The organism is Shinella sp. (genome assembly GCF_052438155.1).
In the GTDB taxonomy this organism is placed as follows: Bacteria; Pseudomonadota; Alphaproteobacteria; order Rhizobiales; family Rhizobiaceae; genus Shinella.
On the sequence record NZ_JBQVPI010000009.1, the window covers coordinates 16,416 to 42,255 of the forward strand.

Here is a 25,840-nt window from a genome sequence, read left to right on the forward strand (position 1 = left end):
TCTCGGTCCGCGGAGGTTGCCGATGGCGGGAAAGCGCCCATATGATGGACTGCGTCACCAAGGAAGGGCTCGTGGACAGAAAGTCGAACGACAAGGTCATGTCGGCCGCGCTGCTGTCGGCCATCCGCAACCGCCGCGGCCATCGGCCGCCGGAAGCCAATCGCCCGGGCGATACCGTGATCGCGTCCTACAACGTGCACAAATGCATCGGCGTTGACCGGCGTTTCGATCCGGAGCGCACGGCAAGCGTGATCGCCGAGATCGATGCGGACATCATCGCCATCCAGGAGGCGGACAAACGCTTCGGCGAACGCTCGGGACTGCTCAACCTCGAAATCCTGGAGCGCGATTGCGGCCTCGTGCCGGTGCCGATCACCTCGCTCTCCTCCACCGGCCATGGCTGGCACGGCAACATGATCATGATCCGCAAGGGTGCGGTCGGCGCCGTGCGGCAGTTGAAGCTGCCGGGCGTGGAGCCGCGCGGCGCGCTGGTGGTGACGCTCGATCTGCCGGTCGGGAAACTTCGCCTCGTTGCCGCGCATTTCGGCCTCTTGAAGCGCTCGCGTGAGCAACAGGCCATGGCGATCCTTGCGTCGGTCGCCGAAGAGGAGCAGATGCCGACGCTGCTCGTCGGCGATCTCAACGAATGGCGCGTCGGCCGGCGCTCGTCGCTCTCCCGCCTCCAGCCGACCTTCGATCCGGCCTCCGGCGCGGTGCCGAGCTTTCCATCACGGTTTCCGGTGCTGGCGCTCGACCGGGCGCTTGGCCATCCGCACGATCTCGTCACCTCGGTCGAGGTGCATGATTCTCCGCTCGCCCGCGTCGCGTCCGATCACCTGCCGATCAAGGCGCATATCGATCTGAAAGTTATCTGGGAACGCTCGCTGGGCCTCACAGATACGGTGAGCCAAGCCATGTGACGCGCTCCACGAGGCGCTGCGCGAAGGGGCGGGCCCGGAGCTCGTCGAGCTTCACCTCCACCGCCTCCGAAAGCGCGGCACCGATGCGGCGGCCGATGAGATCGGCGAAATCCGCATCCACCACCTCGATATCCACCTCGAAATTCAGCCGCAGCGAGCGCGGATCGATGTTCGACGAGCCGACATAGGACCAGACGCCGTCGACCACGGTCAGCTTGGAATGGTTGAAGGCACCGGAGGCGCGCCAGATGCGGCAGCCGTGTTTCAGCATCTGGTCGAACTGTGCGGTCATCGCGAGATCGACGAGCTTCAGGTTGTTGGCCGACGGCACGACGATGTCGATCTCCACGCCGCGCCGCGCCGCCGTGACGATGGCGCTGATCAGCTCGCGGTCGGGCAGGAAATAGGGCGACATGATGTGGATGTGCTTCTTGGCGACGGAAACGGCGCCCATCAGCACGCGGTGATTGGTCTCCAGGCTCTTGTCCGGCCCCGAGGGTACGATACGGGCGAGCATGCCGTCACCCGGCGCATCCGGCGGTGGCGCGATCTGCCAGGCTTCGTGGGAAAGCTCGTCGCCACCGGAAAAACGCCAGTCCTCGTAGGCGATGCGGAAGAGGTCGCTGACAATGGGACCGGTGATACGGAAATGCGTGTCGAGCGCCGCCGCCTCGCCGGAAAATTCCGTGCAGAAACCGGCGCGGATGTTGAGCCCGCCGGTGAAGGCGATGCTGCCATCGACGATGAGGATCTTGCGGTGGGTGCGCAGGTTCGCATAGGGCAGGCGCAGGCCCATGACGATGTTGCCGTTGAAGACATCCGTCGGCACGTTCGCCCGCTGCAGTTCCGAGACGATCGAGGGGATGGAGTAGCGCGCGCCGACCGCATCGATCAGCACGCGCACCTCGACACCGCGCGCGACCGCCGCCGACAGCGCGCGCACGAAGCGCTCGCCGGCCTTGTCACGGTCGAAAATATAGGTTTCGAGCAGGATGGAGCGTTCGGCAGCGTCGATGGCAGCGAGCATCGCGGCATAGGCCTCGTCGCCAGTCGAGAGCACCGCGATGCGGTTGCCCGAGGTGAGCTTGCAGCGCCCGACCGTGTCGCCGAGGCGCTGCATCGCGGCAAGCGCCCCGCCATAGGCCACCTGCATGTGCGCGTTCGAGACGTCGTACTCGGCCATGTGGTGCCAGCCGGCGGCGAGCAAGCCTTCGCGGCTGAGGTTGAGTGTCTTGCGGCGGATGCGGTTCACCCCGCCGATGGCATAGATCAGCGGACCGACGACCGGCGAGAGCATGATCACGCCGACCCAGCCGATGGCCGCGCGCACCTCTTCCTTCGTCATGGTCGCATGAATGGCCGCCGGCACGCCGAGGATGATCGACAGGGCGACGAGGATATGCGGCCAATAGGCGGAAAGCGTTTCAAACATGATGCGTGCGGATCATCCAAAGCGCGGCAGTCGATGCTGCCGCCCCTATATATTGTGCCGGACGAGCCGAAGGCGAGGGCCAAGTGCATGCGCCGGCAAAATTCTCTACCGGAGGATGTTCAGTCCTCCAGCGTACCCGGCTTGCGGTCCTTGCGCGTCGCCTCATGGCAGGCGATCTTCATCAGGTCGTCGCCGCGCCGCGCATAGCGGGCGGAGCTGCGGGTGGCGATCAGGCCGTCATGGCCGGCCTTGACCTCCAGCGTGCCATCGGCAGCACCAGGCCGCGTGATCAGCGTTGCCAGAAGATCGCCGGCCTTGACCTGTTCACCGATCGTGCGGTGGAAGAGGATCGTGCCGGGCTCAGGCGCACGCACCATCTCGATATTGTCGAGTGGCAGGGCCGGGCCGGTGTAGGGCTTGGCCGCATGTGCCGGGTCTGCCACGACGCCGCGACCGGCAAGGAAGGCCCACAGGCCGTCCGCATCGCGCTTCGCCATGTCCGGATAGACATCGCGTCGGCCACGCAGCTCGACGGTGACCGCAAGGCGGCCCGGTACGGATTTGAGCTTCTCGCCGCCCTGATGCTTGAAGGCGTGGCCGACGGCCTCCTCGAAGGCGGTGCTTTCGCCGTCCGAGAGGAATACGGCTTGCATGTCGAGCGCGCCGGCGAGATCGGCCGCCTCCGGCCAGAAAGCGTCGTCGATATAGGCATATTGCAGGGATTCGTCGTCGCAGTGCAGGTCGATCACCAGGTCGGCGCCAAGTGCCGCGTGCAGCAACATGCGTTTCAGCCGGCCGGCGGCCGGACGGCGAGCGACGTCTTCCAGAAGCGTTTCGCGCTCGGAAAGGGCAATCAACGGGAAATCACGGTTGAAATTGGTGCGCGAGCCGAGATCGAACCGCCCCTGCATCTCGCCGAAATGCGATTGCGCAAGGCCGATCGGGTTCGCCTGCGGGATGACGGTGATGTCGCCAAGGATCGCGCCCTCCGCATCCGCCTTGCGCAACCTTTCCAGCAGGAAGTGCAGGAGGGCGGTGCCCGGCAGCTCGTTGGCATGCAGCGCCGCCTGGAGATAGGTGGACGGCGCTTTTGCGTCGCTGCCCTTGAAACGGAAGACGGGCACGCGCCATTCGGTGCCCGCCGTATCGCCGCTGATGATAATCTCCGAAGTCTCCACGTCATTTCCTCGCTGACACGTTTTTGCGACGGTTTATGCGAATTGGCGGCCTCTGGCGCAAGCCCCGGCAAGAAACGGGTTGAAAGCGACCGGGCAAAGCCCGATCTTTCGATGAAACGGGAAGGAGCCGAACCATGACCGGCAAAACCTATTATCGGATCTTCGACACCGACGGTGGCCCCTGCGGCATCGCCTGGACGGCGGCGGGCGTTTTGCGCTTCCAGCTACCGGGTGACGATGCGGCGACGACGCGCCGCCTGCTGCTGCGCCACCTGCCGGAGGCGGAAGCCGCCGAGCCGTCGCCTGCGGTTGCCGAGGCCATTGAAGGCGTCAGACGCTATTTCGCCGGCGAGCCGGCGGATTTTTCAAAGGTCCCGCTCGACCTTGCCGGTCAGAGCGACTTTTTCCGCGCGATCTACGATGCGGCGCGCCGCGTGCACTGGGGCGAGACGACGACCTACGGCACGCTCGCCCGCGATCTCGGCGCCGGTCCGGAAATGGCCCGCGAGGTCGGCCAGGCCATGGCGAAAAACCCCGTCGCCCTCATCATCCCCTGCCACCGTGTGCTCGCCGCCGGCGGCAAGGTCGGCGGCTTCTCCGCCCCCGGCGGCGCGTCCTCCAAGCTGAAGATGCTGGCGCTGGAGGGCATCTCCTTCGCCCCGCCGGAACCCGCACAGTCGTCGTTCGGGTTTTAGTGGGCTTGCGGTGGTCCGGGCAGCGCCAGGCTGATCAGGCCGGCCAGCTTGTCCGGATTGCGCGTAATATAGATTGTCGTAATGCGACCTTGCACGATTTCCACGGCCGTGGTCTGCAAGTAGCCGTCGATACGGCTGAGAAAGCCCGGCAGGCCATCGATGACGGCATGGCCGATGAACTCCATGCGCGGCCCCAGCTTGCGCGCAAGCCCGAGATAGAGGCGCACCAGGCGGTCGGCACCATGGATCGCGTTCGGAAAGGCCAGCACCTTGCCGCCGCCGTCCGAGCGGAGCGCCACATCGGCCGCCAGCATGGAACCGAGCGCTGACGCATCGCCCAGGCGGCAGGCCTCGAAGAAGGCGCGGACAAGCGCCTCGCCGTCCTCGCGTGCGATCTCGTAGCGCGGCCGGTCGATCTGCACATGCGCCCGCGCCCGGGCGGCCAGTTGCCGGGTTGCGGCCGGGCTTCTTTGCAGCGTGGCTGCCACTTCGTCCATCGGCTGGTTGAAGACGTCGTGCAGCAGAAACGCCGCGCGCTCCAGGGGCGAAAGGCGCTCCAGCGCCACCATCAGGGTAAGCGTGATGTTGTCGGCCCGCAGCTCGTCATCCGCCGGTTCGATCAGCGGTTCGGGCAGCCAGGTGCCGGGATAGGTCTCGCGGCGGGAGCGGGCGGTTTTCATCGCGTCGAGGCAGAGGCGCGAGACGATGCGGGTCAGCCAGGCGGCGGGCTCGGCCACCGCTTCGCGATCGCTGCGGTGCCAGCGCAGCCAGGCCTCCTGTACGATGTCCTCCGCTTCCGAATGCGATCCCAGCATTCGATAGGCGAGACGCAGCAGCCGGGGCCGCTGCATCTCGAAGACATCCGTGGACGGGTCAAGCGGCATGGCGCTGCTCGGTCGGATGTTGCGCGCGGAACCCGACTTGCACGCGGTTCCAGACATTGATCGCACCGATGGCGACGGTCAGCCAGGCCTGCTCGTCGGGCGTGAAGGCGGCCTCGACGGCTGCCCAGTCCGCATCGGGGGCATGCGTTTCAGCCACCAGCGTGAGGGCTTCGGTCCAGGCAAGGGCGGCTCGCTCGCGCGGCGAGTAGAATGACGAGTCGCGCCAGCCGGCAAGCAGGTGCAGGCGCATCGCGTCCTCGCCGTCCTTCAGTGCCTCTCCCACATGCATGTGGATGCAATAGGCGCAGCCGTTGATCTGCGAGGCGCGTATTTTGACCAGGTGCACGAGCGTCGCATCGAGCGGGCTCGCCTTTATTGCCGCTTCCAGGGAAAACATCGTCTTGAAGGCCGGCTCTGCACGTTTGAAATAGTCGGTCATGCGGGGTGACATTCCAGTCTCCTTTTCTATTCATACGTCACCATGACGAGACAGCAGTGCGCGATGTGACATGGCCGCCGAAATTTTTAGACAAGACGGGTTTTGCCGCACCCCATCTGGATTACGGCGCGCAGGCAAAGAAAAAGTCCCGGCGCGTGGCACCGGGACCCTGTTTCTGTCTATTCGCTCTGAGGGATGCCCGGGAGGAGGCCCGTCATTCCCACTCGATCGTGCCCGGCGGCTTGCTGGTCACGTCATAAACGACGCGGTTGATGCCGCGGACTTCGTTGATGATGCGGGTGGCGGCGCGGCCGAGGAAGTTCATGTCGTAGTGGTAGAAATCGGCGGTCATGCCGTCGACGGAGGTCACGGCGCGCAGAGCGCAGACGAATTCGTAGGTGCGCCCGTCGCCCATGACACCGACGGTCTGGACGGGGAGCAGCACGGCAAAAGCCTGCCAGATCTTGTCGTAGAGGCCGGCCTTGCGGATCTCGTCGAGATAGATGGCGTCGGCGTCGCGGAGGATTTCCAGCTTGTCGCGGGTGATGCCGCCCGGGCAGCGGATGGCGAGGCCAGGGCCGGGGAAGGGGTGGCGGCCGATGAAGCTGTCCGGCAGGCCGAGTTCGCGGCCGAGCACGCGCACTTCGTCCTTGAAGAGTTCGCGCAGCGGCTCAACCAGCTTCATGTTCATGCGATCGGGCAGGCCGCCGACATTGTGGTGCGACTTGATGGTGACCGAGGGGCCGCCGGTGAACGAGACGCTTTCGATGACATCCGGATAGAGCGTGCCCTGGGCGAGGAATTCCGCGCCGCCGAGCTTCTTGGCTTCCTCTTCGAACACTTCGATGAACAGGCGGCCGATAATCTTGCGCTTGGTTTCCGGGTCCGAGACGCCTTCCAGCTCGCCGACGAAACGATCGACGGCGTCGACATGGATGAGATGCAGATTGTAGTGCTCGCGGAACATGGCGACGACGTTGGCCGCCTCGTTCTTGCGCATCAGGCCGTGGTCGACGAGGATGCAGGTGAGCTGCGCGCCGACGGCTTCATGAATGAGAAGGGCCGCAACGGAACTGTCGACGCCGCCCGACAGCGCGCAGATGACGCGCTTCTCGCCGACCTGTTCGCGGATCGCTTCCACGGCGCGGGCGCGGTAGGCCGACATCGACCAGTCGCCCTTGATGCCGGCGATCTTGTGCACGAAGTTCGACAGCAGCTTGGCGCCATCCGGCGTGTGCACCACTTCCGGGTGGAACATGGTGGTGTAGTAGCGCTTCGCCTCGTTGACGCAGATCGCGAAGGGCGCGTTTTCCGAGGTGCCGATGATTTCGAAGCCCTCGGGTGCCTCGGTGACGCGGTCGCCGTGGCTCATCCAGACGGGGTATTTCTTGCCGACTTCCCAGAAACCGTCGAAGAGCGGGCTGTCCTTCAGGATTTCCACGTCGGCGCGGCCGAATTCGCGGGCATGGCCGCCTTCGACATTGCCGCCGAGCTGCAGGCTGAGTGTCTGCTGGCCGTAGCAGATGCCGAGGATCGGCAGACCCGAATCGAAGACCACCTGCGGTGCGCGGGGGCTGCCCTGGTCGAGAACCGAGGCGGGGCCGCCGGAGAAGATGATCGCCTTCGGCTGCATGCGGTGGAAGGCTTCTTCCGCCGACTGGAAGGGGATGATCTCGCAATAGACGCCTGCTTCACGCACGCGTCGCCCGATGAGCTGGGTCACCTGGCTGCCGAAATCGATGATGAGAACGCTGTCGGGAGTGGCTGTCTGGGTCATGGCGAGCCTTTAATGAAAAACCGCGCGCCGCGCAACGGGGGAAGGCTGGATTTTCAGCCCTTCAACACGATCGTGCCGTCGAGAACGGCCGCTTCCAGCCGGTCGACGGCGGCGGCGAGCTTCTCGTCGATGACACCAAGGTATTCCGTCCAGTCGCCGATATGGGTGAGTTCGGTCTTGCCGTCGGATATGCCGCGCAGGCCGATGAGGCGCACACCGAAGGCCTGGCAGGCGCGCAGTTCGGCGTAGGTTTCCATCTCCACCATGTCGGCGTTGATGCCCCTGTAGGCGGGACCGGAGACGATGTTGGCGCCGGTCGAAAGGCGGGCTTCCGGGATGCCGGGTATGCGAACGGGAAGTGTTACTTCCACGGGTAGGTCGAGGAAGGGCGTGGCGCCCTTGGTGAAGCCGAGCGCCGAGGCGTCCATGTCGCGATACGAGACGGCGGTCGCCTGATAGACGCCGGTCTGCTCCAGCGTGGCGGAGCCGGCGGAGCCGAGCGAGACGACGAAATCAGGCAGCTGGGCCTCGGCTTCGAGGTGGCAAAGCGCCAGCGTCAGCTGTACCGCGGCCTCGACCGGGCCGACGCCGGTCATGAACGGCGTGATGCGGGCCTTGAGGTGCGGCCCGTATTCGGCGTTCGCCGCCATGACATAGAGGATGCGGTGCGCGCCGACCGTCTTCAGGACGACGCTCATTCGGCGACGTCCTCGCGGCCGCGCACCACCATCATGGTGCCGGTCATGGAGGCGATGAGCTTTGCCGGGCCGTCGGAAATGGCATAACCGCGCCCGTCGGCGACGATGATGTTGGAGCCCGGCTTGGTGACCTCGCCGCGGAACAGGAAGCGGTCGCCGCGTCCGGGCGACATGAGGTTGACCTTGAACTCGATGGTGAGGATCGAGGCATCCGCATCGATCACCGAATAGGCAGCGTAGCCGCAGGCGGCATCGAGGGCGGCGGAAATGATGCCGGCATGCAGAAAACCGTGCTGCTGCGTCAGCTTCTCGTCGAAGGGCAGCTCGATTTCCACCGTACCGTGCTCGACGCGGGTCAGCTCGGCGCCGATCAGCCGCAGCGCGGGCTGCCGGTCGAAGCTTCGGGTGATGCGGCCGGCAAAATCGGCGGGCGGAAAATCGATCATGGTGCACACATGTCTGCCGGCGCGCCGGCCTGGAACGGAGTTGATCGACGTTTGCACGGCCCATGCTGCATCGCAAGCGTCTTTCAGTTCAACGTAAGAATTGCCGCATTGAGGGCCGTCGCGAAAAGCACCCAGGCGAGATAGGGCAGGAAGAGCAGGGCTGCCGTCCGGTCCTGCCGCCAGGAGACCACGATGAAGCCTGCGACCGAGATGAGAAGGCCGAGGATGATGATCATCGCCGACATCGGATCCTGCAGGCCGAAGAAGGCCGGCGACCAGGCGAAGTTGAAGACGAGCTGGGCGAACCACAGGCGCATCGCGATCGACCGGCGGAGCGGGGAAAGCCATGTGCGGGCGCCCACCACGCCGATGATGACGTAGAGAAGGCTCCAGGCCGGCGCGAACACCCAGTTCGGCGGGTTGAAGGACGGTTTTGCCAGCGACTGGTACCAGTCGCCCGGCACGTTGTTGGCACCGATCAGGAGACCGCCACCGAGGACAAGGATGATGAAGAGCAGATAGACGAGGGGTTTGTTGTTCATGCGCCTGGAGGTAGTGCGCGACAGACGACCGTCCAGAGGCAGAGGAGCCGTAATCAGCGGCGCGGCATCAGCCCGGCAATATGCTGGTCCCAGGCAACGCCCTCGCGACGGCCGGCAAAACGCCCGTCATAGGAGGAGACGGCGAAACCCTGCGTCGCGGCGGCGATGCCGGCGGCGTCCGTGACGCTTTCCTCGCGCAGCACGCTGCCGGTTCCTGCATCGAGCACCACAAAGCGTCCGCCATTCGGCGACGTCAGGCCGACAAGACCCTCGCGCCGGTTGACGGCGATGGCGCCGACATAGTTGGCGAGGCCGATGGTCGTCTCCGCCGGCAGGGAGAGAAAGGTCAGGTCCTCGCCCTTTCCGAAATGGCCGACGAGCGGCGGCAGGTCGTTGCGCGGCCCCTCGTACTGGCAGGCAAACCAGATACGGCCCTTGTCGTCGAGATCGATATGGCGGGTGGAAAGCTGGCGAAGTTTCTCAGGCAGCGTGTGGTGCTCGATCAGCGCGCCGGTCGCAGCGTCAATGAGGGCGAGCGACGGCTCCATATGGTCGAGGTTGAGCTTGGTGCGGCCGAAATCCGGGTGGGTTTCGATGCCGCCATTGGCGGCGATCAGCAGGCTTCCGTCATCACTGACGGAGAGGTCGTGCGTGCCGATGCCGTAGGTGGGATATTCGCCGATGCGGCGGTAGTCGTCGCGCGCATCATAGAGGCCGATCACGCCCTGGTTGGCGTCGAAATCGTTCTCGCTGGCATAGAGCAGTCTTCCATCCGGCGAAAAGCAGCCGTGGCCGAAGAAGTGCCGGTCGTCGGCTGCGGCGATCGTCATGGGCTCCGCCTTGCCGCTGCGGTCGATCACCAGCGCGAAAGTGCCGGGGCGCCGGGCGAAGGCGACGAGGTGGCCGGTTGCCGGCGAAAAGGCCATGCCGTGGCTTCGCGCGGGCAAGGCGGTGCGGTCGATGATCGTGCCGTCTTCGGCAAGAACCGCGATGCCGAACCGGCCATTGCTGTCCCGGTAACCGGAAGCGAAGACGGCATCCGTGCGGGTGAGCGCAAAGGCCTGGCGCGCGCCAAGCGTCGCGACCCAGGCCGCACCCGCCATGCGCAGGAAGGCGCGCCGGTCGACAAGCGCGCTATGGCCGCCTGTCGCCGTCATCAATCGCCGTCCGAGAAGGAGAAGCCGGAGCCGAGACCGATGGCGCCGCCGTAGCCGCCGTCGAGGCTGACGATCAGGTCGCGCGTGTTGACGAGAAGAAAGTTGATCTTCTGCTGTTCCGCCGGCGTGGAAACGGCCTTCTCCATGTCGGGATCGATCGTCGGGGCGATGCGGTGAAGCGATTTCAGCACGAACTCGATATTGCCGTTGATCGACGCGACGTTGGGATCGACGAGGTCAGCCATGCCGGACTTGTCGAACAGCGTTTTCAGGCCGTCGATATTGGCGGTGATCGACGTCCAGGTGTTGCCGGAGCGCCAGAACACCGCCGATTTCGGCCGGGCGATGCCGCCATTGCGATAGAAGGTTTCGATGCGCTGGTCACGCACCGCCTCCGCGCCGTGCACGAGAATGCCGAGCAGCGCGGTCATTGCTTCCTTGGCGGTGCGGAACACCGGGTTCTGCGGGCCGGGATGTTTCCAGTCCCGCTGCACGCCGTCCGGCGCGTCCCAGGCCGCGACGAGCTGGCCGGCCGTCGTCTCGATATGGGTGGCGACGGCGGCGGCATAGCGGCAGCGGAAACCGTCGGGGGTATTCATCAGCGTTTCGGAGCCGGTGCCGTAGAGGGCGAATTCGATGGCGCCAAACCCCTGGATGGCGACGCTCTTGCCACCCATCGTTTCGGCCTTCGTATCCGCTTCGTCCTGCTTCTGGAGCAGCGCCTGCACCTGTTTCAGACCGGTGCCCTTGCGGTCGGGGTAAAACAGGATGCGCTCGAAGCGGTTGTCCTCGATCACAGGACCGATGCGCACGATCTCGATGTGACCCCAGTCGGTCACCGCCTGGCGGAAGGCGTCATCGACCGCTTTCCGGCCATCCTCGGACGGGGCCTTGCAGAAGGCGGTGGTCGTCTCGGCAAGCGCGCCGGCAGAGGCCTGGAAGGCGCGGTAGCCGGGGCGGATGACGTCGTCGACGGCGCGCGTCATGATGCCGGTGACGATCTCGTCCGTCAGATCCGGCAGCACCGGCGCGCCACCCTCCTGCGCAGCGGCCGGCAGGCTCGCCGAGAGCAGCAGGCCGGCGGCGAGCAGCAGGGTAACCATCCGGGGAGTACCCCCCTCATCCGCCTGCCGGCACCTTCTCCCCGCTGGGGAGAAGGGGAAGATCGCCGACGTCTCGTTTTCCCTTCTCCCCAGCGGGGAGAAGGTGGCCCGAAGGGTCGGATGAGGGGGTGTTCCACAAAGGCGGGACAGGCCTGCGGCGAGGAGAGTTCCGAAACGGTGGAAGGATAGGCGCCGGGTCTGCATCAGAGACTCTCCAGGAAGGTCAGAAGGGCGTCGCGGTCGTGTTTTTCGAGAGCAGTGAAGCGGTTGCGTGCTGCCTCAGCCTCGCCGCCGTGCCAGAGGATGGCCTCGGTGAGGTTGCGGGCGCGTCCGTCATGCAGGAAGAACGTATGGCCGTTGACGGTTTTTGTAAGGCCGATACCCCAGAGCGGCGGCGTGCGCCACTCCCGGCCACTCGCCACGCCGACCGCCTGCCCGTCGGCAAGGCCTTCGCCCATGTCGTGCAGCAGGAAATCGGAATAGGGCCAGATGAGCTGGAAGCTATGGGCCTTGTTTTCGGCATCACGGCGGGTCACGAATTTCGGTTGATGACAGCTGACGCAGCCTGTCTCGTAGAAGACGCGCTTGCCCGCCAGCGTCTCGGCAAAACTCGCCTTGCGGCGCGCCGGCACGGCGAGGTTTTCCGCGTAGAAGGTTACGAGATCCATGATCGGCGGTGGCGCCTCCACGTCGCCGAGCCGCTTCTGCACGCCGTCCGGGCGCTCCAGGCAGGCGACCTGTGCGGGCATGCAGTCGCCCTGGTGCAGCGGCACCTCCGGTGTCGAGATGCCGATGTCGAAGGCGAAGGCGTCGGCGCTCTGTTGGCGCACCGTGGCGGACTGCGCCTTCCAGCCGAACCGGCCCAGCGTCTGCTTGCCGGTTTTCGGGTCGATGGCGATCGCGGCCTTGCCGCTGATCCCGTCTTCATCCGCATCGTCCGGGTCGGCGAGCGCCAGGATATCCGCCGCGTGGATCGCCTGGACGAGGCCGAGGCCGAGCATGGGCTGGGTGACGCGCGGCGAGAGCGTGGTCGCCGCATCGAGGTCGCCATAGGCGAGGGCGGCAACGGAATAACTCGGCCGGCGCAGGCTGACGACCTCGCCACCGGCAAGCGCTACCTGCTCTTCCGTGTAGGTGATCACCATGCGGCCCTCGGCCTTGAGGCCGGGCACGGCGAGATCCTGAAGCTGGCGGCCGTAGACGGGGTCCGGCAGGCTCATCTCGCCAAACGTCTTCAGTGCCGTCTCTTCCTCCGGCGTCGTTGCGGGCCGCGCCAGACGCAGGAACATGGAGCTTGCCTCGGCCGACCCCTCCGGCGGATGGCCGCGGCCGTCCTTGATGTGGCAGGTCTGGCAGGAGCGTGCATTGTAGAGCGGCCCCAAGCCGTCCGAGGCCTGCGTGGAGGAGGGCGAGGAGACCCAGAGCTTCTGGAACAGCGCGTTGCCGAGCTTGAACGTCTCTTCCTCGGCGAAGGTGATGTTGTCCGAAAAATGCGAAAAACTGTTCACGTCGGTCGACGCAAGCGAGGTCGCGGCCCCGCCGGACATGGCCTCGTATTGTTCGGCGGCTGAAAAGTCCGTCGTTAGCCGCGTCACCGTAGCGACGCGTTTGCGATCCTTTTCCGAAAGATCGTCGCGCCCGCCATCAGCGGAATGGGCGCCAATAACAAAAACGCCCGCCGCGACGAAGACCGCGGCAGAAACCGCGAGCAGGCGACGGGCAGGGCGTTCTGTCATGCGTGAAATCGGGCCGCCATCTTGGGAGAGGCGGCCCGCCTTCTATCATTGGAAGACAGCGTTAGGATTATCCAGGCTGTCGGAGCCTTCAAGCTCGATCTTGCCGATGTCCAGCGACCCGATGACGCGTTCGATGGTCTTCGTCTGGTCGATCAGGCTATCGACGGCGGTCTGCACCACCTTGTTGCCTTCCGCGTTGCCTTCGCCGATCATCTGGTCATAGGCCTCGCCGCCTTCCGCACGGTCGACCAGCGCCTTGAAGGCGGCATGGCTGGCGTCGAGCTTGCCCTTCATCTCGGTGTCGAGTGCGGCGTCCTTTTCCGCAACCAGCTCCGAAAGCGACGGGCCGGTCAGCTTCGAACCGTCCGGACGGGTATATTCACCCGTATAGACGGTCTGGATGCCGACGACGTCGTAGTAGTGCGAGTTGTGCGTGTTGTCGGAGAAGCAATCGTGCTCTTCTTCCGGATCGTGCAGCAGCAGGCCGAGCTTCATGCGCTCGCCGGCCAGTTCACCGTAGGAGAGCGAGCCCATGCCGGTCAGCATGGCGGTGATGCCGGCCTTCGGATCGGCGGTGACGTTCTTGGTGGCGTCGCCATCCGCGGCCCAGGCCTTCACCATCTCTTCGAGATCGGTGACGAGCAGCGAGGAGGCGGCCTTCAGATAGGCGCCGCGGCGGTCGCAATTGCCGTTGGTGCAATTGGCCTTGTCGTAGTCCGAAGCCTGGCGGTTGCCGGCGCCCTTGCCGGTGCCGTTCAGGTCCTGGCCCCACAGCAGGAATTCGATGGCATGGTAGCCGGTGGCGACGTTCGCCTCGACTTCGCCGGCCTCATGCAGCTCCTGCAGCACAGCCGGCGTGATCGTCGTCGCGTCGATCGTCTTGCCGGCGATTTCCAGCTTCGGATTGGCGATGACATTGCCGACGAACAGTGCGTTCTCGTCGCTTTCCGTGCCGTAGCTCGGGTCGACATAGTCGATCAGGCCTTCATCGAGCGGCCAGGCGTTGACCTTGCCTTCCCAGTCGTCAACCAGCGGGTTGCCGAAGCGGTAGGCTTCCGTCTGCTGGTAGGGATTGCGGGACTTCAGCCACGCCTCGCGCGCCGCCTTCAGCGTTTCGTCGCTCGGCTTGGCAATGAGGGCATCGACTGCTGCATCGAGCGCCTTGGCGGCGTCGAGCGAGTCGGAAAATTTGGCATGCGCAATCTCGGCATAATGCTTGACGATCGCGGCCGGATCGGCGGCCGCATGCGCGGAGCCTATGGCGAGGCTTGACGCCGCGGCAGCTAGCGCAAAGGTGGCCGCGCGAAGGAAGGAAGTGGTCATGACGTCTCCTGGTTGGCGTGTCCCCCCGACACCGGGCGCCGCAACGTAACGCTGCTGCCCGGATGGCCCGGCAGGTCGCCGAGCCCGGGATTATTCAGGCGGTCTTGTCATGGACCAAATAAAAACTGGTGTCAAAGTGTATAGTTTAGAACGATTTCAAGCTGTTCTGCCCGTTTTGACAGAGCGCAATCGCCTCAGGCCTTGCGACCCATGGCGCAGAAGAAGAAACCATCCGTATCGGTGGACGCCGGGGTGAGCGTTACGGTCTTTCCATCGCGCGACCAGGGCTGCGGCTTGTCTACGCCGAACAGCTTCTGCCACGTATCGGTGACGGGCAATACCTCGAATTCCGGATTGGCTGCACAGAAGCCGTGCACCTGGTCCTCGTTCTCCTGCGGCAGGATGGAACAGGTGACGTAGAGCAGAAGCCCGCCCGGCCGCACGAAGGCGCTGGCATTGGCGAGCGCTTCCTGCTGCTGAACGATGCGTTCCTCGAGGTTCTTTTCGGTGAGGCGCCACTTGGTGTCCGGGCGCCGACGCCAGGTTCCGGTACCCGTGCAGGGCGCATCGACCAGCACACGGTTGAACCGGCCCTTGAACGACGACAGGCTGGAAATGTCCTCATGGACCTGGACATTGCGCGTACCGGCGCGCTTCAGCCGCTCGATGATTGGCGCGAGGCGCTTGCGGTCGGTATCGTAGGCGTGAACCTGGCCCTTGTTGTGCATGGCGGCCGCCATGGCGAGCGTCTTGCCGCCACCGCCGGCACAGAAATCGAGTACCTGGTCGCCGTCCTGCGGGAAGACGAGGTCGGCGACGATCTGCGAGCCCTCGTCCTGCACCTCGAACCAGCCCTTCTGGAAGGCGAGGTCGGCGGTAACATTCGGCAGGCGCGACGGGCCTTCGCCCGCAGGAATACGGATGCCGTGGCGGGCAATCGTCGAGGCGACCGCCGCATTGCGCTCCAGTGCCTTCAGCACCTTGTCGCGGCCGGCCTTCAGCGTGTTGGCGCGCAGATCCAGTGTCGGGCGGCCGGCAAGCGCCTTGGCTTCAGCAAGCCATGCGTCGGAAAAGTTGGTCTCGAATGCGGGCTGGATCCACTCCGGGATGTCGCCCTGCACATGCGGTGCCGCCTCGTCGAGGTTGCGGGCGCGGAAGGTGGCGAGCTTCTCTTCGGACAGTGCCTCCGGGGCAAACCGGTCGCCGTCGAATTCCGCGGCCAGTGCCTCGGGGGCGAGGCCCCACTGGCGCAGCAGCACGGCATAGCCGAGGGCGGTGGGGCTGTCGTCGTCCATCAGATAGGCGTGTGACAGTTTCATGCGCAGCGCGTCGTAGACGATATTGCCGATCGCGGCGCGGTCGCCGGACCCGGCGAACCGATGGGAAAGGCCCCAGTCCTTGAGCGCATCGGCGACGGGGCGTCGCCGCGTCTCGATATCCGTCAGAACCTCGATGGCTCCCGAGAGCCGCCCACCCAATCGCATCCGCTTACTCCATTTTGCGTCGTGGTAGCGGCGGAATGCGCCGAGGGCAAGCCGGCGCACGCAGATTCAAGGTTTGATCAGCCGATGACTTCGAAGCAGATCTTGGCGTGGCCGGAGCGGATCATGCCGATGTTGGAAGCGGCAGCCTTGGAAAGATCGAGCACCCGGCCGCGGATGAACGGGCCGCGATCGTTGATGCGCACCACGACGCTCTTGCCGTTGTTGGCGTTGGTGACCTTCACCTTGGTGCCGAAGCGCAGGCTGCGATGGGCGGCCGTCATCAGGTTCGGATTCATCCGCTCGCCGGACGCGGTGCGCGAATGCAGCGCATACCACGAGGCACGACCGCAACCAGCGGCTTGAGCATCGGAGAATGTAACGAAGGTGGAGGAGGCGGCGACGAGCGACGCAAGCGCGAGACTGGAGAGCTTGAGCATCATGTATCGGGTGACCTTCCGGGCAAGGTGTGAACTTCCGCTGTGATGCTCGCCCTATGATGAAGCAAAAGTGGCAAAAACGTGCCTCAACCCGCCGCAATTCTGTCGAATGGCGTTCCGATATACAGTCCATCGCCCACGATGGATTTTTAATCTTCGTTAAGATGACCAGAAAAGGTCTTTTGAATCAGTCGCTAAACTGTATCGACTGTAAAGCTGGAACGTCGATGGGGCATTCATGCAAATTTTCAGAAAAAACTTCCAATATTAGCAACAACTGCGCAGGAATTCGGCGGCAAAAATGGGGCAGATAAATTTCAGGTTGCATAAAACAGCAAAAAGCTGACCCGCCGGCCTCGCCCCTCAACCCCGCCAGCGCCCGGACGAGAGGAGTTCGGCGAGCGATTGGCGATAGTTCGGGAAGCGGAAGTCGAAGCCCGCAACACGCAGTTTCGCGTTCGAGACGCGTTTGTTCTCGCCATAGAAAGACCTGGCCATGGGAGAAAGTTCCGCCGTCTCGAAAGGAATATCCGGCGGCGTCGGCAGGCCCATCAGGCGCGCGGCTTCGGCGACGACATCCTGCGGCGGGCCCGGTTCGTCGTCGGTGATGTTCCACACGCCGCCGAGATGCCTTTGTGCAAGGAACAGCGCCGAGCCGCCGATATCCTCGACGCGGATGCGGTTGAACACCTGGTCCTGCTTGATGAGGCGGCGCGCGGTGCCTTCCTCCATGTTGCGCAGCGCATTGCGCCCCGGCCCATAAATGCCGGCGAGGCGCAGGACTGCGACGGGAAGGCCTGATGCTTCTCCGAAGGCGAGCCAATGGTTTTCCGCTTCGACCCGCTCGACGGAGCGGGCGGAGACCGGGTTCAGCACGGTCTCTTCGTCCACCCAGCCACCCTTGTGATCGCCATAGACGCCGACGGTGGAGAGATAGCCGGCCCATTCGAGCTTCGGCATCAGGCCAGCGAGCGCCGGTGCGTCGGCGCGAAAGAGCGGATCGCCGTCCTTGCCGGGGGCGATCGACTGCACAAGATGGGTGGCGCGCGCCATGTCGGCAGCGAGGGGCTCGGAGATGACGCCGCCGTCATAGAGGATCGGTTCGATGCCGAGGGCGCGGAGTGCCTCGGCTTTCTCGGCCGAGCGCGTGGTACCGGAAACGGAAAAGCCGGCATCTCGAAAAATTTCGCCGATGGCCTTGCCGGAAAAGCCGGCGCCGAGGATCAGGAGGTGCGTCATCGTCCGTCTGCCTTCGCTCTTTCATACTCCGCGCGCACGTCTTCGTCCGCGTCGTCCGTCTTTCCTGCCGCAAATTGCCGGAATTCGGAAGGTGTCATCAGCTGGGAAAGCGCCCATGCGGCCATGCCGCGCACCACGGGCGCGGCATCGTCGGCAAGGCGCATGCAGGGTTCGATCAGGCTGCGGTCGCCGGAATTGCCGGCGGCGATGAGCGTGTTGCGCACGAAGCGGTCACGGCCGATGCGCTTGACGGGCGAGCCGGAGAAGTGCGTGCGGAAGCCGGGATCGTCGAGCGTCAAAAGGTCGGCGATGGCCGGCGCCTTCAGCTCCTCACGGGCAACGAGCTTCATTTCGGAGGCGCTGGCTGCGAACTTGTTCCAGGGGCAGGCGGCGAGGCAGTCGTCGCAGCCATAGATGCGGTTGCCGATTTTTGTCCGGAATTCCGGCTCGATCGGTCCCTTGTGCTCGATGGTGAGGTAGGAGATGCAACGCCGGGCATCGAGCTTGTAGGGTGCCGGGAAAGCCTGTGTCGGGCAGGCGTCCAGGCAGGCGCGACAGGAGCCGCAATGGTCGCGCTCCGGCTCGTCGCGGAAGAGATCGGCGGTGGTGAAGAGGCTGCCGAGGAAGAGCCAGGAGCCATGCGTGCGGCTGACCAGATTGGTGTGTTTGCCCTGCCAGCCGAGGCCTGCCGCGGCCGCAAGCGGCTTTTCCATCACCGGCGCCGTATCGACGAAGACCTTGACATCAGCCCCGCCGCGCGCGGCAAAACGCGTCGCCACTTCCTTGAGCTTGCCCTTGATGATGTCGTGATAATCGCGGTTTTGCGCATAGACCGAGATCGCCGCCCGGTCCGGCATGGCGAGCACGGCGCGTGGATCGTGCTCGGGGCCATAATTCATGCCGAACAGCACGACGGAGCGCACGTCGCTCCACAATACGCGCGGATCGGCGCGGCGGGCTTCCGTCTCGGCCATCCAGTCCATCGTGCCATGGTAGCCGGCGGCGAGGAAGTCGGCGAGACGCGGCGGCGCTTCCGGGATCGAGTCGGGGCCGGTGATGCGACAGAGGTCGAACCCCTTGTCCGCGGCTTCCGCCTTCACAAAATCGGTCAGGCGGCGCCGGATCCTCTCGTCGCCCGACATTGTCTTGTCCTCAGAAATCCAGGTCCGCGTAATGCGAGACCGGCGTGACGCCGCGCACGCGCTCGGCGAGCAGCGGGCGGAAGGAGGGGCGGGATTTCAGCCGCTGGTACCAGTCCTTGGCCTGCGGCGCGTCCGCCCAGTTGATCTCGCCCATATAGTCGAGCACCGAGATCATGGCGGCGGCGGCGAGGTCGGCATAGCTCAGGCGGTCGCCGGCGAGATAGGTGCGCGAGCCGGCAAGCCAGGAGAGATATTTCATATGCTGGCGGATGTTGGCGCGCGAGTTGCGGAGAATCTTGCTGTCCGGCGCGCCGCCGCCCTGGTCCGGTGTCATCTGGAGCTTGAAGATGCGCTCGCGCACCAGCGGGCGCGTGACGTCCTGTTCCATCTTCTGCAGGAACCATTCCGTCAGACGGCGGATTTCCGCGCGCTGGAAGGGGTCCTCCGCAAGCAGCCGGCGATCGCGCTTCAGCACGCCGTGCGTCTCGTCGAGATATTCGGAGATGATGCTCGCGCCACAGAGCGCACGCATGCTGTCATCGACATAGACGGGCAGCGTTCCGGCCGGATTGAGGGCCAGGAAATCGCGGCGGTTTTCCCACGGCGCCTCCTCGGCAAGCTCCGTCTGGAAGCCGTATTCCGAAAGGATCAGGCGAACGAAGCGCGACGCGGACGACATGGGCTGATGATAGAGTGTGGGCATGTACGCTGCTTTTACTCGTCTTGCGGAAAGGGCGATGCCGGCCTGCCGCCTCATGCGGAGCTGATTTGGCGACGGCTGATTTGACGAACCTATAGAAATTTGGTGGTACAAACACAAGCGAATCGGGCTTTTTGCCGTAGCCTGCTTCACTTTCATGCCTTCCTTCCCCAGTCTCAAGGAACTTTCATGGCAGACCAGTCGATTGTCAGCGCCCTCATTCTCGGTCTCATCGAGGGGCTGACCGAATTCATCCCGGTGTCCTCCACCGCCCATATCCTGCTTGCCGGGCATTTTCTCGGCTTCAAGTCGCCGGGCAACAGCTTTGCCGTGCTGATCCAGCTCGGCGCCATCCTGGCGATCCTCTCGGTCTATGCGGGGAAATTGCTGCGCATCGCCTTCGCGCTGCCATCGAGCCCGGAAGCCCGGCGTTTCGTGCTCACCGTGCTCGTCGCCTTCCTGCCGGCGGCGGTCATCGGTGCACTCGCGCATGATTTCATCAAGACGGTGCTGTTCGAGACGCCGATGCTCATCTGCATCGTGCTGATCATCGGCGGCGTCATCCTCTACGTGATCGACCGCCTGCCGCTGACGCCGCGTTATACGGATGCGATGACCTACCCGCCGTCGCTGGCCTTCAAGATCGGCCTCTGCCAGTGCCTCGCGATGATTCCGGGCACCTCCCGCTCGGGTGCCACGATCGCCGGCGCTTTGCTGATGGGCACCGACAAGCGTTCGGCGGCAGAATTCTCGTTCTTCCTCGCCATGCCGACCATGGTCGGCGCCTTCACGCTTGATCTCTACAAGAACCGCGATGCGCTGTCGTCGGGCGACCTGCTGCTGGTCGGCGTCGGCTTTGCCGCCGCCTTCGTGGCCGGCCTGTTCGTCGTGCGCAAGCTGCTCGACTTCGTGTCGCGCCGCGGCTTCACGTTGTTTGCGATCTGGCGAATCGTTGTGGGAACGTTGGGCCTTATCGGCCTGCTGGTCTTTGGCTGAGAAGCAATTCCAGGAAAAGTGTGTAGCGGTTTTCCCTGCCGCGAATTGCGTCAAACAAAGAATCAGTTCGGCCGGTCTCAGGACCGGCCGAAGCTTACTTGACCGATGCGGTCGTGCACGGGTCGACGCCGTAGGCCGGCGAGCAGCCATGCTTGCCCGCGGAGACCGTCGAGGGCGCGGCAAAGGATCCGGCCACGATGATCAGAGCCGAAAATCCGAAGAAGATTGCAATTGCCTTGCCCATGGGCGGAGAAGCCTCTCAAAGTCCTGAAAATACGCCGCAGAACTGTCATTCAGTACAACGCGACGGGGGCGGTGTTTATTCGCTGGCCCGAAGACAAGCAATATCGCGACATGCTGAATCCTGCGTAAATGCCGCAACGCTTTTTTTAACCGCTGCATAAGTGCAACAGGGCGATCAAAGCGCTTTCAGAAAACGAAGCGGCCGCCGCGGGGAATGCCCCTGCGGCGGCCGTTCTGAATTCCAGGAAAGCGCTATCAGGCCGTCTTGTCGATGCGGGTGAATTGGCCCTGCTGGCGGTAGCGCACGAGGTAGCTCGGCAGGATCGCCTCAACGAGGATCGGCTCGATGCCGATGGCTTCGAGGGTGCGACCTTCATTGCGGGCTGCGTCCGAAACCACGTTATCCGAGCGCAGCAGCGTCACTTGGTCGGAGGTCAGCGGCGGCGTGATGAAGGGCACGAGCGAGGCGATGGAGCCGATCAGCGAGGCGATGCCGAAGGGCAGGGACACAAGCGGCTTCTTGCGGTCGACCACGCGCAGCATCAGTTCGAGACACTGGCGGAAGGTCAGCACTTCCGGGCCGCCGAGTTCGTAGATGCGGCCGCGTTCGATGGTGCCATCCACAGAACGGGCAACGGCTTCTGCGACATCCGCGACATAGACCGGCTGGAACTTGGTATGACCGCCGCCGATGAGCGGCAAAGCCGGCGCATAGCGGGCCATGGTGGCGAATTTGTTGAAGAAGCCGTCTTCCGGGCCGAAGACGATGGAGGGGCGCAGGATGGTGGCGTCCGGCACCGTGCGCAGCACGGCGGCTTCACCGCGGCCCTTGGTGCGGGCGTAGGAGGACTGCGACTTTTCGTCGGCGCCGATCGCGGAAATGTGGGTGAGCTTGGCACCGGCCGCACGGGCAGCCTCGGCAACCGCGCGGGCGCCAAAATCCTGGACGGCATCAAAGGTGTTGCGGCCGCTCTCGAAGAGCACGCCGACACAGTTGATGACATGGTCGGAGCCTTCGACGGCGCGGTCGACCGACTGGCGGTAGCGCAGGTTCGCCTGCACGAAGGAGATCTGGCCGACGCCGCCGATCGGCTGGAGGAAGCCGGCGAGATCCGGGCGACGGACGGCAACGCGGATGCGGTAGCCGCGGCGCGCCAGCGCGCGCACCACATGACGCCCGACGAAGCCCGAGCCGCCGAAGACGGTGACGAGCGGCGGAAGGTTGGACAAGGTCATGTGGCTGCTCCTGAAAGGATAGGAAAGGTAGGTAGGGCCTACATAGCCCAAAGCACCGACAAGGTGAAGCGCGACGAAGCGTCTCTCCGACCGGGTTTTGCGGCGATTTTCGGTGGGACGCTCAGAGCCCTTCGACGACCACCATCTCCGCATCCGCCACTTCCTGGCGGATGGCGGCGGCGATCTGGTATTCCGGCGAGTTGTAACAGTCGACGGCGGCCTGCAGCGAGGGGAATTCGATGATCACGTTGCGGGCGCGCACGCGGCCTTCCAGCTGCGCATAGGCGCCGCCGCGGGCGACGAAGTTCGCGCCGAACTTCTCGAAGGCCGGCTTGGCGGCGGCGACATAGTCCTTGTAGCGCTCGGCGTCACGCACGTCGACCTGTGCAATCCAGTAGCCCTTCGGCATGTCTCTCTCCGTCTTTTGTTGTCAAAGCGCCGTCGAGATTTCCCCCTCATCCGCCTGCCGGCACCTTCTCCCCGCTGGGGAGAAGGGGACATCGCAGACGTCTCGTTTCCCTTCTCCCCAGCGGGGAGAAGGTGGCCGAAGGCCGGATGAGGGGGGTATCCCCTGTAACGGGCTGTTATTTCACGCCGCCAGCGCGCCGTCCATCTCGGCGAGGATGGCCTTGGTCGCGGCGAGCGGGTCGGTGGCGTTCACGATGGGGCGGGCGACGACGAGGTGGCTGGAGCCGGCCTTCAAGGCGTCGGCCGGTGTCATCACGCGCTTCTGGTCGCCGAGTTCCGCGCCGGCAGGGCGGATACCGGGGGTGACGATCGCCATGTCCGCACCGACGATTTTCCGCACGGCCTTGGCTTCCTCGGCGGAGCAGACGACACCGCCCATGCCGGCGATGCGCGCCTGTTCGGCGCGGCGCAGCACCAGCGTGTGCGGGTCATATTCATAACCGGCGTCGATGACGTCCTTGGCATCCATGGAGGTGAGGACCGTCACGCCGAGCAGACAGAGGTCGGAGCCCTTGGCAGCGGACACGGCGGCGGCCATGGCCTTGGGGTAGGCGTGCAGGGTCAGCATGGACATGCCCATCTTGACGATGTTTTCGACGCCCTTCGCCACCGTGTTGTCGATGTCGAGCAGCTTCATGTCGAGGAAGACTTTCTTGCCGTCCTTGGCAAGGTCGCGGGCGAATTCGAGGCCGCCGGCGAAGACCAGCTGGTAGCCGATCTTGTAGAAGAGGGCGGTACTGCCGAGCGCCCGGACCACCTTTTCCGCCTCCGCGATGGTTGGAACATCGAGGCCAACGATCAGACGGTCGCGCGCGGACATGGTCAAAACCCTTTCCAAAACTCCATTGGCGTCCAGTCGCATGTGACAGCGCGGTCTGCAAGCCGGAAAGCGAAAAGATTGCCGCCGCCCGCCGGCTGGTCACCATCCCTGTGGATCGGTTTGCCCTTGAGGTGGCATTTCAGCAATGTGCCGACGCCGCCATGGCCGACAAAGGCGATGGGGATTTTGGGATCGTGGTCGGCCAATGCCCGCTCGACGGCCGAAACGATACGCGCCTGCGCATCCACGGCCCGTTCCCAGCCGCGAAAACTCTGTTCCGGATGGGCGAAAAACCAGTCGGCCGCCTCCTCGAAGGCGTCGGGCCGCAGGAAGCCGGTGGCGGAGCGGTCGTTCTCGCCCATGGCGTGGTCGGTTTCGATGGCGAGACGGCCGGCGGCCAGAATGTCCGCCGTCTCGATCGCCTTGCGTTCGGTGCTCGCCACGAAGCGGCCGATCTGGCGGGACCAATCGGATGACGCGGCAAGCAGGGCGCGCTCGCGGCCGCGCTCCGACAGACCCCAGTCGGGCACGGGCACGGCCGGGTCGATCAGCACCTGCGGATGGGTGATGTAGAGCGCGAACATGGCCGTGCCTCAATGGGTGCGGCGGTAGGTCCAGAGCTGTGCCGGCGGAATGTTGCGCACGACGAAGTCGAGATGCGTGATTTGGTAGCGGTCCGGCATGGCGATGACCGGGGAAAGCGGACCGTAGGAGATCTGCACGACGGGGCGGCCGACGGGAATGCGGGCCAGCAAGTCTTCGATCATCGATACGCGCTTGTGCATCGGGAAATTCAAGAGCGGCACGGCGGAAACAACGCTGTCGAAGGTCACATCGCGCAGGTCACCGAGCGTCTTGTCGAGATCGAAGGCATCGCCATTGATGAAGTTCACGCCGTGGAAGCGCTCGACCAGGTGGTTGTAAAAATCCGTCGAGAATTCGACCGAGGTCAGCTTTTCCGGGGCAAGGCCGGTTGCGAGGATCGCCTTGGTGATGACGCCGGTACCCGGGCCGAGTTCCAGAACGGGAAGGCCGGAGGCGGGGTTGACGACGCTCGCCATGCGGCGCGCGGTGATCGAGGACGTAGGAATGATCGAGCCGACGGCCCGCGTGTTGCTCATCCAGCCCTTGAAGAAGCGGATTTCGTCGTCGAACTTTTTGCCCAGCCGTTCCTTGACCTTTACGCGCAACGTCATGCCATTCCCCTTCATGGTGCATTCGCTAGGCCGGCAGCGGGTTTCATTCCCGTCCAGTTCGTCCGGCCATGGGCAAATATGTGACGCGGTTTGCGTCAAAAGCAAGTCTGATCGCGCCGTCGCCCCAAGTTTCCTCGGGCGCCGCCGCTCATGCAAAAAAAGAACCCGCCGGATGGCCGGCGGGTTCCACAACGGTTTCCCGATGTCGAGACCGCAGGCCTAGACGCGCATCGGCATGAGCACGTAGAGCGCGTCGTCGCCGGCGAGATCGCGCACCAGCGTCGGCGAGCCCGGATCAGCCAGCATGAAGACGGCCTCCGTGCCGGACAACTGCGAGGTGATGTCGAGCAGGTATTTGGCGTTAAAGCCGATTTCCAGCGGATCGCTGTCGTAGCCGACGGCCAGTTCTTCCGTCGCACTGCCCGAATCCGGATTGTTGACGGTGAGTGTCAACTGGCCTTCGATGAGCGCCAGCTTCACGGCACGGCCGCGCTCGGAGGAAATGGTGGAAACGCGGTCGACGGCCTGCGCGAAGGACTGGCAGTCGATCTTCAGTTCCTTGTCGTTACCGGTCGGGATCACGCGCTGGTAATCCGGGAAGGTACCGTCGATCAGTTTGGAGGTCAGCACGATCGAGCCGATGGTGAAGCGGATCTTGGCGTCGGACACTTCGACGGTGACGATGAGGTCCGGATTGTCGACCAGCTTCTGCAGTTCGCCGACCGTCTTGCGCGGGATGATGATGCCCGGCATGCCCTCGGAGCCCGACGGGGCCTCGACATCGGCGCGGGCGAGGCGGTGACCATCGGTGGCGACGGCGCGCAACTTGAGCTGGCCGTTGCTCTCGATCGTGTGGATGAAGATGCCGTTGAGATAATAGCGGGTCTCTTCCGTCGAGATCGCAAACTGCGTGCGATCGATCAACATTTTCAGATCCGTCGCCTTGAGGCGGAACGTGTGCGAAAAGCTGCCGGCGGTGAGGTCCGGGAAGTCGGATTGCGGCAGGCATTGCAGCGAGAATTTCGAGCGGCCCGACGTCACCGTCATGGCGGAGCCGTCGGCATTGGTGGCGAGCGCCACTTCAGAGCCATCGGAAAGCTTGCGCACGATGTCGTAGAGGAGATGCGCCGGAACGGTGGTCGCGCCGGCCTGTTCGACCTGCGCCGGCGTGGCTTCCGTGATCTCGAGGTCGAGGTCGGTCGCCTTCATGTCGAGGCTGGTGCCGTCCGAGCGCAGCAGCACGTTCGAGAGGATCGGGATCGTGTTGCGCCGTTCGACCACGCGATGAACGTGGTTCAGCGACTTCAGAAGATTGGACCGCTCGAGAGTAATGCGCATGAACTGTACCGCTTTCGACCGCTAGTGCGCCGGAGACCGGCGCGGCATTGCCTTGGAATTCCGGTTGTGCCGGAAGGATGTGGACGGGCAAAATGGCAGAAAGATGCGGACGATTGCAAGTGCTAACGGCGCTGGACACGCGATACTCACTGGTCGCACCTTGCGAGGGCATGCCTGCTCGCCCATAAGGAGAGAAAAGTGCGGCCCTTCA

The 25,840-nt window shown here is 64.5% G+C and carries 27 protein-coding genes and 1 pseudogene; 4 read left to right on the plus strand and 24 right to left on the minus strand.

From position 1 onward, the window contains the following. The first annotated feature begins 98 nt into the window (after positions 1-98). Positions 99-920 (plus strand): endonuclease/exonuclease/phosphatase family protein, encoded by an 822-nt coding sequence (locus ACT6VE_RS17560; RefSeq protein WP_444799989.1) that lies wholly within the window; start codon positions 99-101, stop codon positions 918-920. Here the strand turns inward: ACT6VE_RS17560 and ACT6VE_RS17565 are convergent. Beyond that, positions 892-2,352, minus strand: coding sequence for a phospholipase D-like domain-containing protein (locus ACT6VE_RS17565; RefSeq protein WP_444799822.1), 1,461 nt, complete (start codon positions 2,350-2,352; stop codon positions 892-894). The two genes, ACT6VE_RS17560 and ACT6VE_RS17565, sit on opposite strands and share 29 nt — an antisense overlap. Positions 2,353-2,471: 119 nt before the next feature. Further along, positions 2,472-3,530 (minus strand): peptidase M14, encoded by a 1,059-nt coding sequence (locus ACT6VE_RS17570; RefSeq protein WP_444799823.1) that lies wholly within the window; start codon positions 3,528-3,530, stop codon positions 2,472-2,474. Positions 3,531-3,664: 134 nt separating this feature from the next. Here ACT6VE_RS17570 and ACT6VE_RS17575 point away from each other — a divergent pair, with 134 nt between their 5' ends. Next, on the plus strand, positions 3,665-4,225 hold the full coding sequence (locus ACT6VE_RS17575) for a methylated-DNA--[protein]-cysteine S-methyltransferase (protein WP_444799824.1): 561 nt from the start codon (positions 3,665-3,667) through the stop codon (positions 4,223-4,225). Here ACT6VE_RS17575 and ACT6VE_RS17580 read toward each other — a convergent pair. The 16 genes and pseudogenes from ACT6VE_RS17580 to ACT6VE_RS17655 all read right to left on the minus strand — a co-directional run bounded on the left by ACT6VE_RS17580 (position 4,222) and on the right by ACT6VE_RS17655 (position 19,335). Beyond that, entirely contained in the window at positions 4,222-5,109 is an 888-nt protein-coding gene (locus ACT6VE_RS17580; protein ID WP_444799825.1) for a sigma-70 family RNA polymerase sigma factor, read from the minus strand. The genes ACT6VE_RS17575 and ACT6VE_RS17580 overlap by 4 nt on opposite strands. Continuing rightward, on the minus strand, positions 5,099-5,560 hold the full coding sequence (locus tag ACT6VE_RS17585) for a carboxymuconolactone decarboxylase family protein (RefSeq protein ID WP_444799826.1): 462 nt from the start codon (positions 5,558-5,560) through the stop codon (positions 5,099-5,101). The genes ACT6VE_RS17580 and ACT6VE_RS17585 overlap by 11 nt, the downstream gene beginning before the upstream one ends. 202 nt (positions 5,561-5,762) lie before the next feature. Further along, positions 5,763-7,325 (minus strand): glutamine-hydrolyzing GMP synthase, encoded by a 1,563-nt coding sequence (gene guaA, locus ACT6VE_RS17590; protein WP_444799827.1) that lies wholly within the window; start codon positions 7,323-7,325, stop codon positions 5,763-5,765. A gap of 53 nt (positions 7,326-7,378) precedes the next feature. Next, entirely contained in the window at positions 7,379-8,023 is a 645-nt protein-coding gene (locus ACT6VE_RS17595; RefSeq protein WP_444799828.1) for a 5'-methylthioadenosine/S-adenosylhomocysteine nucleosidase, read from the minus strand. Continuing rightward, positions 8,020-8,469 carry a PaaI family thioesterase gene (locus ACT6VE_RS17600; protein WP_444799829.1) on the minus strand — a complete coding sequence of 150 codons (450 nt, stop codon included), beginning with the start codon at positions 8,467-8,469 and terminating at the stop codon, positions 8,020-8,022. The genes ACT6VE_RS17595 and ACT6VE_RS17600 overlap by 4 nt, the downstream gene beginning before the upstream one ends. Positions 8,470-8,552: 83 nt before the next feature. Then, positions 8,553-9,011, minus strand: coding sequence for a TspO/MBR family protein (locus tag ACT6VE_RS17605; RefSeq protein ID WP_444799830.1), 459 nt, complete (start codon positions 9,009-9,011; stop codon positions 8,553-8,555). Between the two features lie 53 nt (positions 9,012-9,064). Then, positions 9,065-10,168, minus strand: coding sequence for a DUF1513 domain-containing protein (locus ACT6VE_RS17610; protein ID WP_444799831.1), 1,104 nt, complete (start codon positions 10,166-10,168; stop codon positions 9,065-9,067). After that, positions 10,168-11,271, minus strand: coding sequence for an imelysin family protein (locus tag ACT6VE_RS17615; RefSeq protein WP_444799990.1), 1,104 nt, complete (start codon positions 11,269-11,271; stop codon positions 10,168-10,170). The genes ACT6VE_RS17610 and ACT6VE_RS17615 overlap by 1 nt, the downstream gene beginning before the upstream one ends. A gap of 12 nt (positions 11,272-11,283) precedes the next feature. Beyond that, positions 11,284-11,410 (minus strand): annotated as a pseudogene (locus ACT6VE_RS17620) (endonuclease domain-containing protein); the annotation flags it as partial. A 64-nt stretch (positions 11,411-11,474) separates the two neighbouring features. Continuing rightward, positions 11,475-13,007: a di-heme oxidoreductase family protein gene (locus ACT6VE_RS17625; protein ID WP_444799832.1), complete on the minus strand. Its 1,533-nt coding sequence runs from the start codon at positions 13,005-13,007 to the stop codon at positions 11,475-11,477. A gap of 45 nt (positions 13,008-13,052) precedes the next feature. Next, on the minus strand, positions 13,053-14,330 hold the full coding sequence (locus tag ACT6VE_RS17630) for an imelysin family protein (RefSeq protein WP_444799833.1): 1,278 nt from the start codon (positions 14,328-14,330) through the stop codon (positions 13,053-13,055). Positions 14,331-14,524: 194 nt separating this feature from the next. Next, the gene (locus ACT6VE_RS17635) at positions 14,525-15,814 is read right to left on the minus strand and encodes an RsmB/NOP family class I SAM-dependent RNA methyltransferase (protein WP_444799834.1); all 1,290 of its coding nucleotides are present in this window, start codon (positions 15,812-15,814) and stop codon (positions 14,525-14,527) included. 77 nt (positions 15,815-15,891) lie between these two features. After that, positions 15,892-16,251: a septal ring lytic transglycosylase RlpA family protein gene (locus ACT6VE_RS17640; protein WP_444799991.1), complete on the minus strand. Its 360-nt coding sequence runs from the start codon at positions 16,249-16,251 to the stop codon at positions 15,892-15,894. A 363-nt stretch (positions 16,252-16,614) separates the two neighbouring features. Then, on the minus strand, positions 16,615-17,490 hold the full coding sequence (locus tag ACT6VE_RS17645) for an SDR family oxidoreductase (RefSeq protein WP_444799835.1): 876 nt from the start codon (positions 17,488-17,490) through the stop codon (positions 16,615-16,617). Continuing rightward, positions 17,487-18,632 carry a tRNA epoxyqueuosine(34) reductase QueG gene (gene queG / locus ACT6VE_RS17650; protein WP_444799836.1) on the minus strand — a complete coding sequence of 382 codons (1,146 nt, stop codon included), beginning with the start codon at positions 18,630-18,632 and terminating at the stop codon, positions 17,487-17,489. Before queG ends, ACT6VE_RS17645 begins: the two co-directional genes overlap by 4 nt. 10 nt (positions 18,633-18,642) lie before the next feature. Continuing rightward, positions 18,643-19,335 (minus strand): glutathione S-transferase family protein, encoded by a 693-nt coding sequence (locus ACT6VE_RS17655; protein WP_444799837.1) that lies wholly within the window; start codon positions 19,333-19,335, stop codon positions 18,643-18,645. A 186-nt stretch (positions 19,336-19,521) separates the two neighbouring features. Here ACT6VE_RS17655 and ACT6VE_RS17660 point away from each other — a divergent pair, with 186 nt between their 5' ends. Both ACT6VE_RS17660 and ACT6VE_RS17665 read left to right on the plus strand, forming a co-directional pair. After that, the gene (locus tag ACT6VE_RS17660) at positions 19,522-20,328 is read left to right on the plus strand and encodes an undecaprenyl-diphosphate phosphatase (protein ID WP_444799838.1); all 807 of its coding nucleotides are present in this window, start codon (positions 19,522-19,524) and stop codon (positions 20,326-20,328) included. A 197-nt stretch (positions 20,329-20,525) separates the two neighbouring features. Beyond that, positions 20,526-20,732 carry a hypothetical protein gene (locus ACT6VE_RS17665; RefSeq protein WP_444800002.1) on the plus strand — a complete coding sequence of 69 codons (207 nt, stop codon included), beginning with the start codon at positions 20,526-20,528 and terminating at the stop codon, positions 20,730-20,732. Between the two features lie 94 nt (positions 20,733-20,826). Here the strand turns inward: ACT6VE_RS17665 and ACT6VE_RS17670 are convergent, their stop codons facing one another. The 6 genes from ACT6VE_RS17670 to dnaN form a co-directional block, all read right to left on the minus strand. Next, a complete protein-coding gene (locus ACT6VE_RS17670) occupies positions 20,827-21,807 on the minus strand; it encodes a complex I NDUFA9 subunit family protein (protein ID WP_444799839.1) in 981 nt (326 codons plus the stop codon). A 121-nt stretch (positions 21,808-21,928) separates the two neighbouring features. Beyond that, the gene (locus ACT6VE_RS17675) at positions 21,929-22,216 is read right to left on the minus strand and encodes a DUF1330 domain-containing protein (RefSeq protein WP_444799840.1); all 288 of its coding nucleotides are present in this window, start codon (positions 22,214-22,216) and stop codon (positions 21,929-21,931) included. Between the two features lie 180 nt (positions 22,217-22,396). After that, on the minus strand, positions 22,397-23,095 hold the full coding sequence (gene pyrF / locus ACT6VE_RS17680) for an orotidine-5'-phosphate decarboxylase (RefSeq protein ID WP_444799992.1): 699 nt from the start codon (positions 23,093-23,095) through the stop codon (positions 22,397-22,399). Between the two features lie 2 nt (positions 23,096-23,097). After that, a complete protein-coding gene (locus tag ACT6VE_RS17685; RefSeq protein ID WP_444799841.1) occupies positions 23,098-23,679 on the minus strand; it encodes a histidine phosphatase family protein in 582 nt (193 codons plus the stop codon). A gap of 9 nt (positions 23,680-23,688) precedes the next feature. Beyond that, positions 23,689-24,291: a phospholipid N-methyltransferase PmtA gene (gene pmtA, locus ACT6VE_RS17690; RefSeq protein ID WP_444799842.1), complete on the minus strand. Its 603-nt coding sequence runs from the start codon at positions 24,289-24,291 to the stop codon at positions 23,689-23,691. Between the two features lie 219 nt (positions 24,292-24,510). Continuing rightward, entirely contained in the window at positions 24,511-25,629 is a 1,119-nt protein-coding gene (gene dnaN, locus ACT6VE_RS17695; protein ID WP_444799843.1) for a DNA polymerase III subunit beta, read from the minus strand. Positions 25,630-25,840 lie beyond the last annotated feature (211 nt).

Excerpts from the sequence above, each read along its gene's own strand:
- ACT6VE_RS17560 (WP_444799989.1), top strand. The coding sequence starts at position 99 with ATGTCGGCCGCGCTGCTGTCGGCCATCCGCAACCGCCGCGGCCATCGG.
- ACT6VE_RS17565 (WP_444799822.1), bottom strand. The coding sequence starts at position 2,352 with ATGTTTGAAACGCTTTCCGCCTATTGGCCGCATATCCTCGTCGCCCTG.
- ACT6VE_RS17575 (WP_444799824.1), top strand. The coding sequence starts at position 3,665 with ATGACCGGCAAAACCTATTATCGGATCTTCGACACCGACGGTGGCCCC.
- ACT6VE_RS17580 (WP_444799825.1), bottom strand. The coding sequence starts at position 5,109 with ATGCCGCTTGACCCGTCCACGGATGTCTTCGAGATGCAGCGGCCCCGG.
- ACT6VE_RS17585 (WP_444799826.1), bottom strand. The coding sequence starts at position 5,560 with ATGTCACCCCGCATGACCGACTATTTCAAACGTGCAGAGCCGGCCTTC.
- guaA (WP_444799827.1), bottom strand. The coding sequence starts at position 7,325 with ATGACCCAGACAGCCACTCCCGACAGCGTTCTCATCATCGATTTCGGC.
- ACT6VE_RS17595 (WP_444799828.1), bottom strand. The coding sequence starts at position 8,023 with ATGAGCGTCGTCCTGAAGACGGTCGGCGCGCACCGCATCCTCTATGTC.
- ACT6VE_RS17600 (WP_444799829.1), bottom strand. The coding sequence starts at position 8,469 with ATGATCGATTTTCCGCCCGCCGATTTTGCCGGCCGCATCACCCGAAGC.
- ACT6VE_RS17605 (WP_444799830.1), bottom strand. The coding sequence starts at position 9,011 with ATGAACAACAAACCCCTCGTCTATCTGCTCTTCATCATCCTTGTCCTC.
- ACT6VE_RS17610 (WP_444799831.1), bottom strand. The coding sequence starts at position 10,168 with ATGACGGCGACAGGCGGCCATAGCGCGCTTGTCGACCGGCGCGCCTTC.
- ACT6VE_RS17615 (WP_444799990.1), bottom strand. The coding sequence starts at position 11,271 with ATGGTTACCCTGCTGCTCGCCGCCGGCCTGCTGCTCTCGGCGAGCCTG.
- ACT6VE_RS17625 (WP_444799832.1), bottom strand. The coding sequence starts at position 13,007 with ATGACAGAACGCCCTGCCCGTCGCCTGCTCGCGGTTTCTGCCGCGGTC.
- ACT6VE_RS17630 (WP_444799833.1), bottom strand. The coding sequence starts at position 14,330 with ATGACCACTTCCTTCCTTCGCGCGGCCACCTTTGCGCTAGCTGCCGCG.
- ACT6VE_RS17635 (WP_444799834.1), bottom strand. The coding sequence starts at position 15,814 with ATGCGATTGGGTGGGCGGCTCTCGGGAGCCATCGAGGTTCTGACGGAT.
- ACT6VE_RS17640 (WP_444799991.1), bottom strand. The coding sequence starts at position 16,251 with ATGCTCAAGCTCTCCAGTCTCGCGCTTGCGTCGCTCGTCGCCGCCTCC.
- ACT6VE_RS17645 (WP_444799835.1), bottom strand. The coding sequence starts at position 17,490 with ATGACGCACCTCCTGATCCTCGGCGCCGGCTTTTCCGGCAAGGCCATC.
- queG (WP_444799836.1), bottom strand. The coding sequence starts at position 18,632 with ATGTCGGGCGACGAGAGGATCCGGCGCCGCCTGACCGATTTTGTGAAG.
- ACT6VE_RS17655 (WP_444799837.1), bottom strand. The coding sequence starts at position 19,335 with ATGCCCACACTCTATCATCAGCCCATGTCGTCCGCGTCGCGCTTCGTT.
- ACT6VE_RS17660 (WP_444799838.1), top strand. The coding sequence starts at position 19,522 with ATGGCAGACCAGTCGATTGTCAGCGCCCTCATTCTCGGTCTCATCGAG.
- ACT6VE_RS17665 (WP_444800002.1), top strand. The coding sequence starts at position 20,526 with ATGATCAGAGCCGAAAATCCGAAGAAGATTGCAATTGCCTTGCCCATG.
- ACT6VE_RS17670 (WP_444799839.1), bottom strand. The coding sequence starts at position 21,807 with ATGACCTTGTCCAACCTTCCGCCGCTCGTCACCGTCTTCGGCGGCTCG.
- ACT6VE_RS17675 (WP_444799840.1), bottom strand. The coding sequence starts at position 22,216 with ATGCCGAAGGGCTACTGGATTGCACAGGTCGACGTGCGTGACGCCGAG.
- pyrF (WP_444799992.1), bottom strand. The coding sequence starts at position 23,095 with ATGTCCGCGCGCGACCGTCTGATCGTTGGCCTCGATGTTCCAACCATC.
- ACT6VE_RS17685 (WP_444799841.1), bottom strand. The coding sequence starts at position 23,679 with ATGTTCGCGCTCTACATCACCCATCCGCAGGTGCTGATCGACCCGGCC.
- pmtA (WP_444799842.1), bottom strand. The coding sequence starts at position 24,291 with ATGACGTTGCGCGTAAAGGTCAAGGAACGGCTGGGCAAAAAGTTCGAC.
- dnaN (WP_444799843.1), bottom strand. The coding sequence starts at position 25,629 with ATGCGCATTACTCTCGAGCGGTCCAATCTTCTGAAGTCGCTGAACCAC.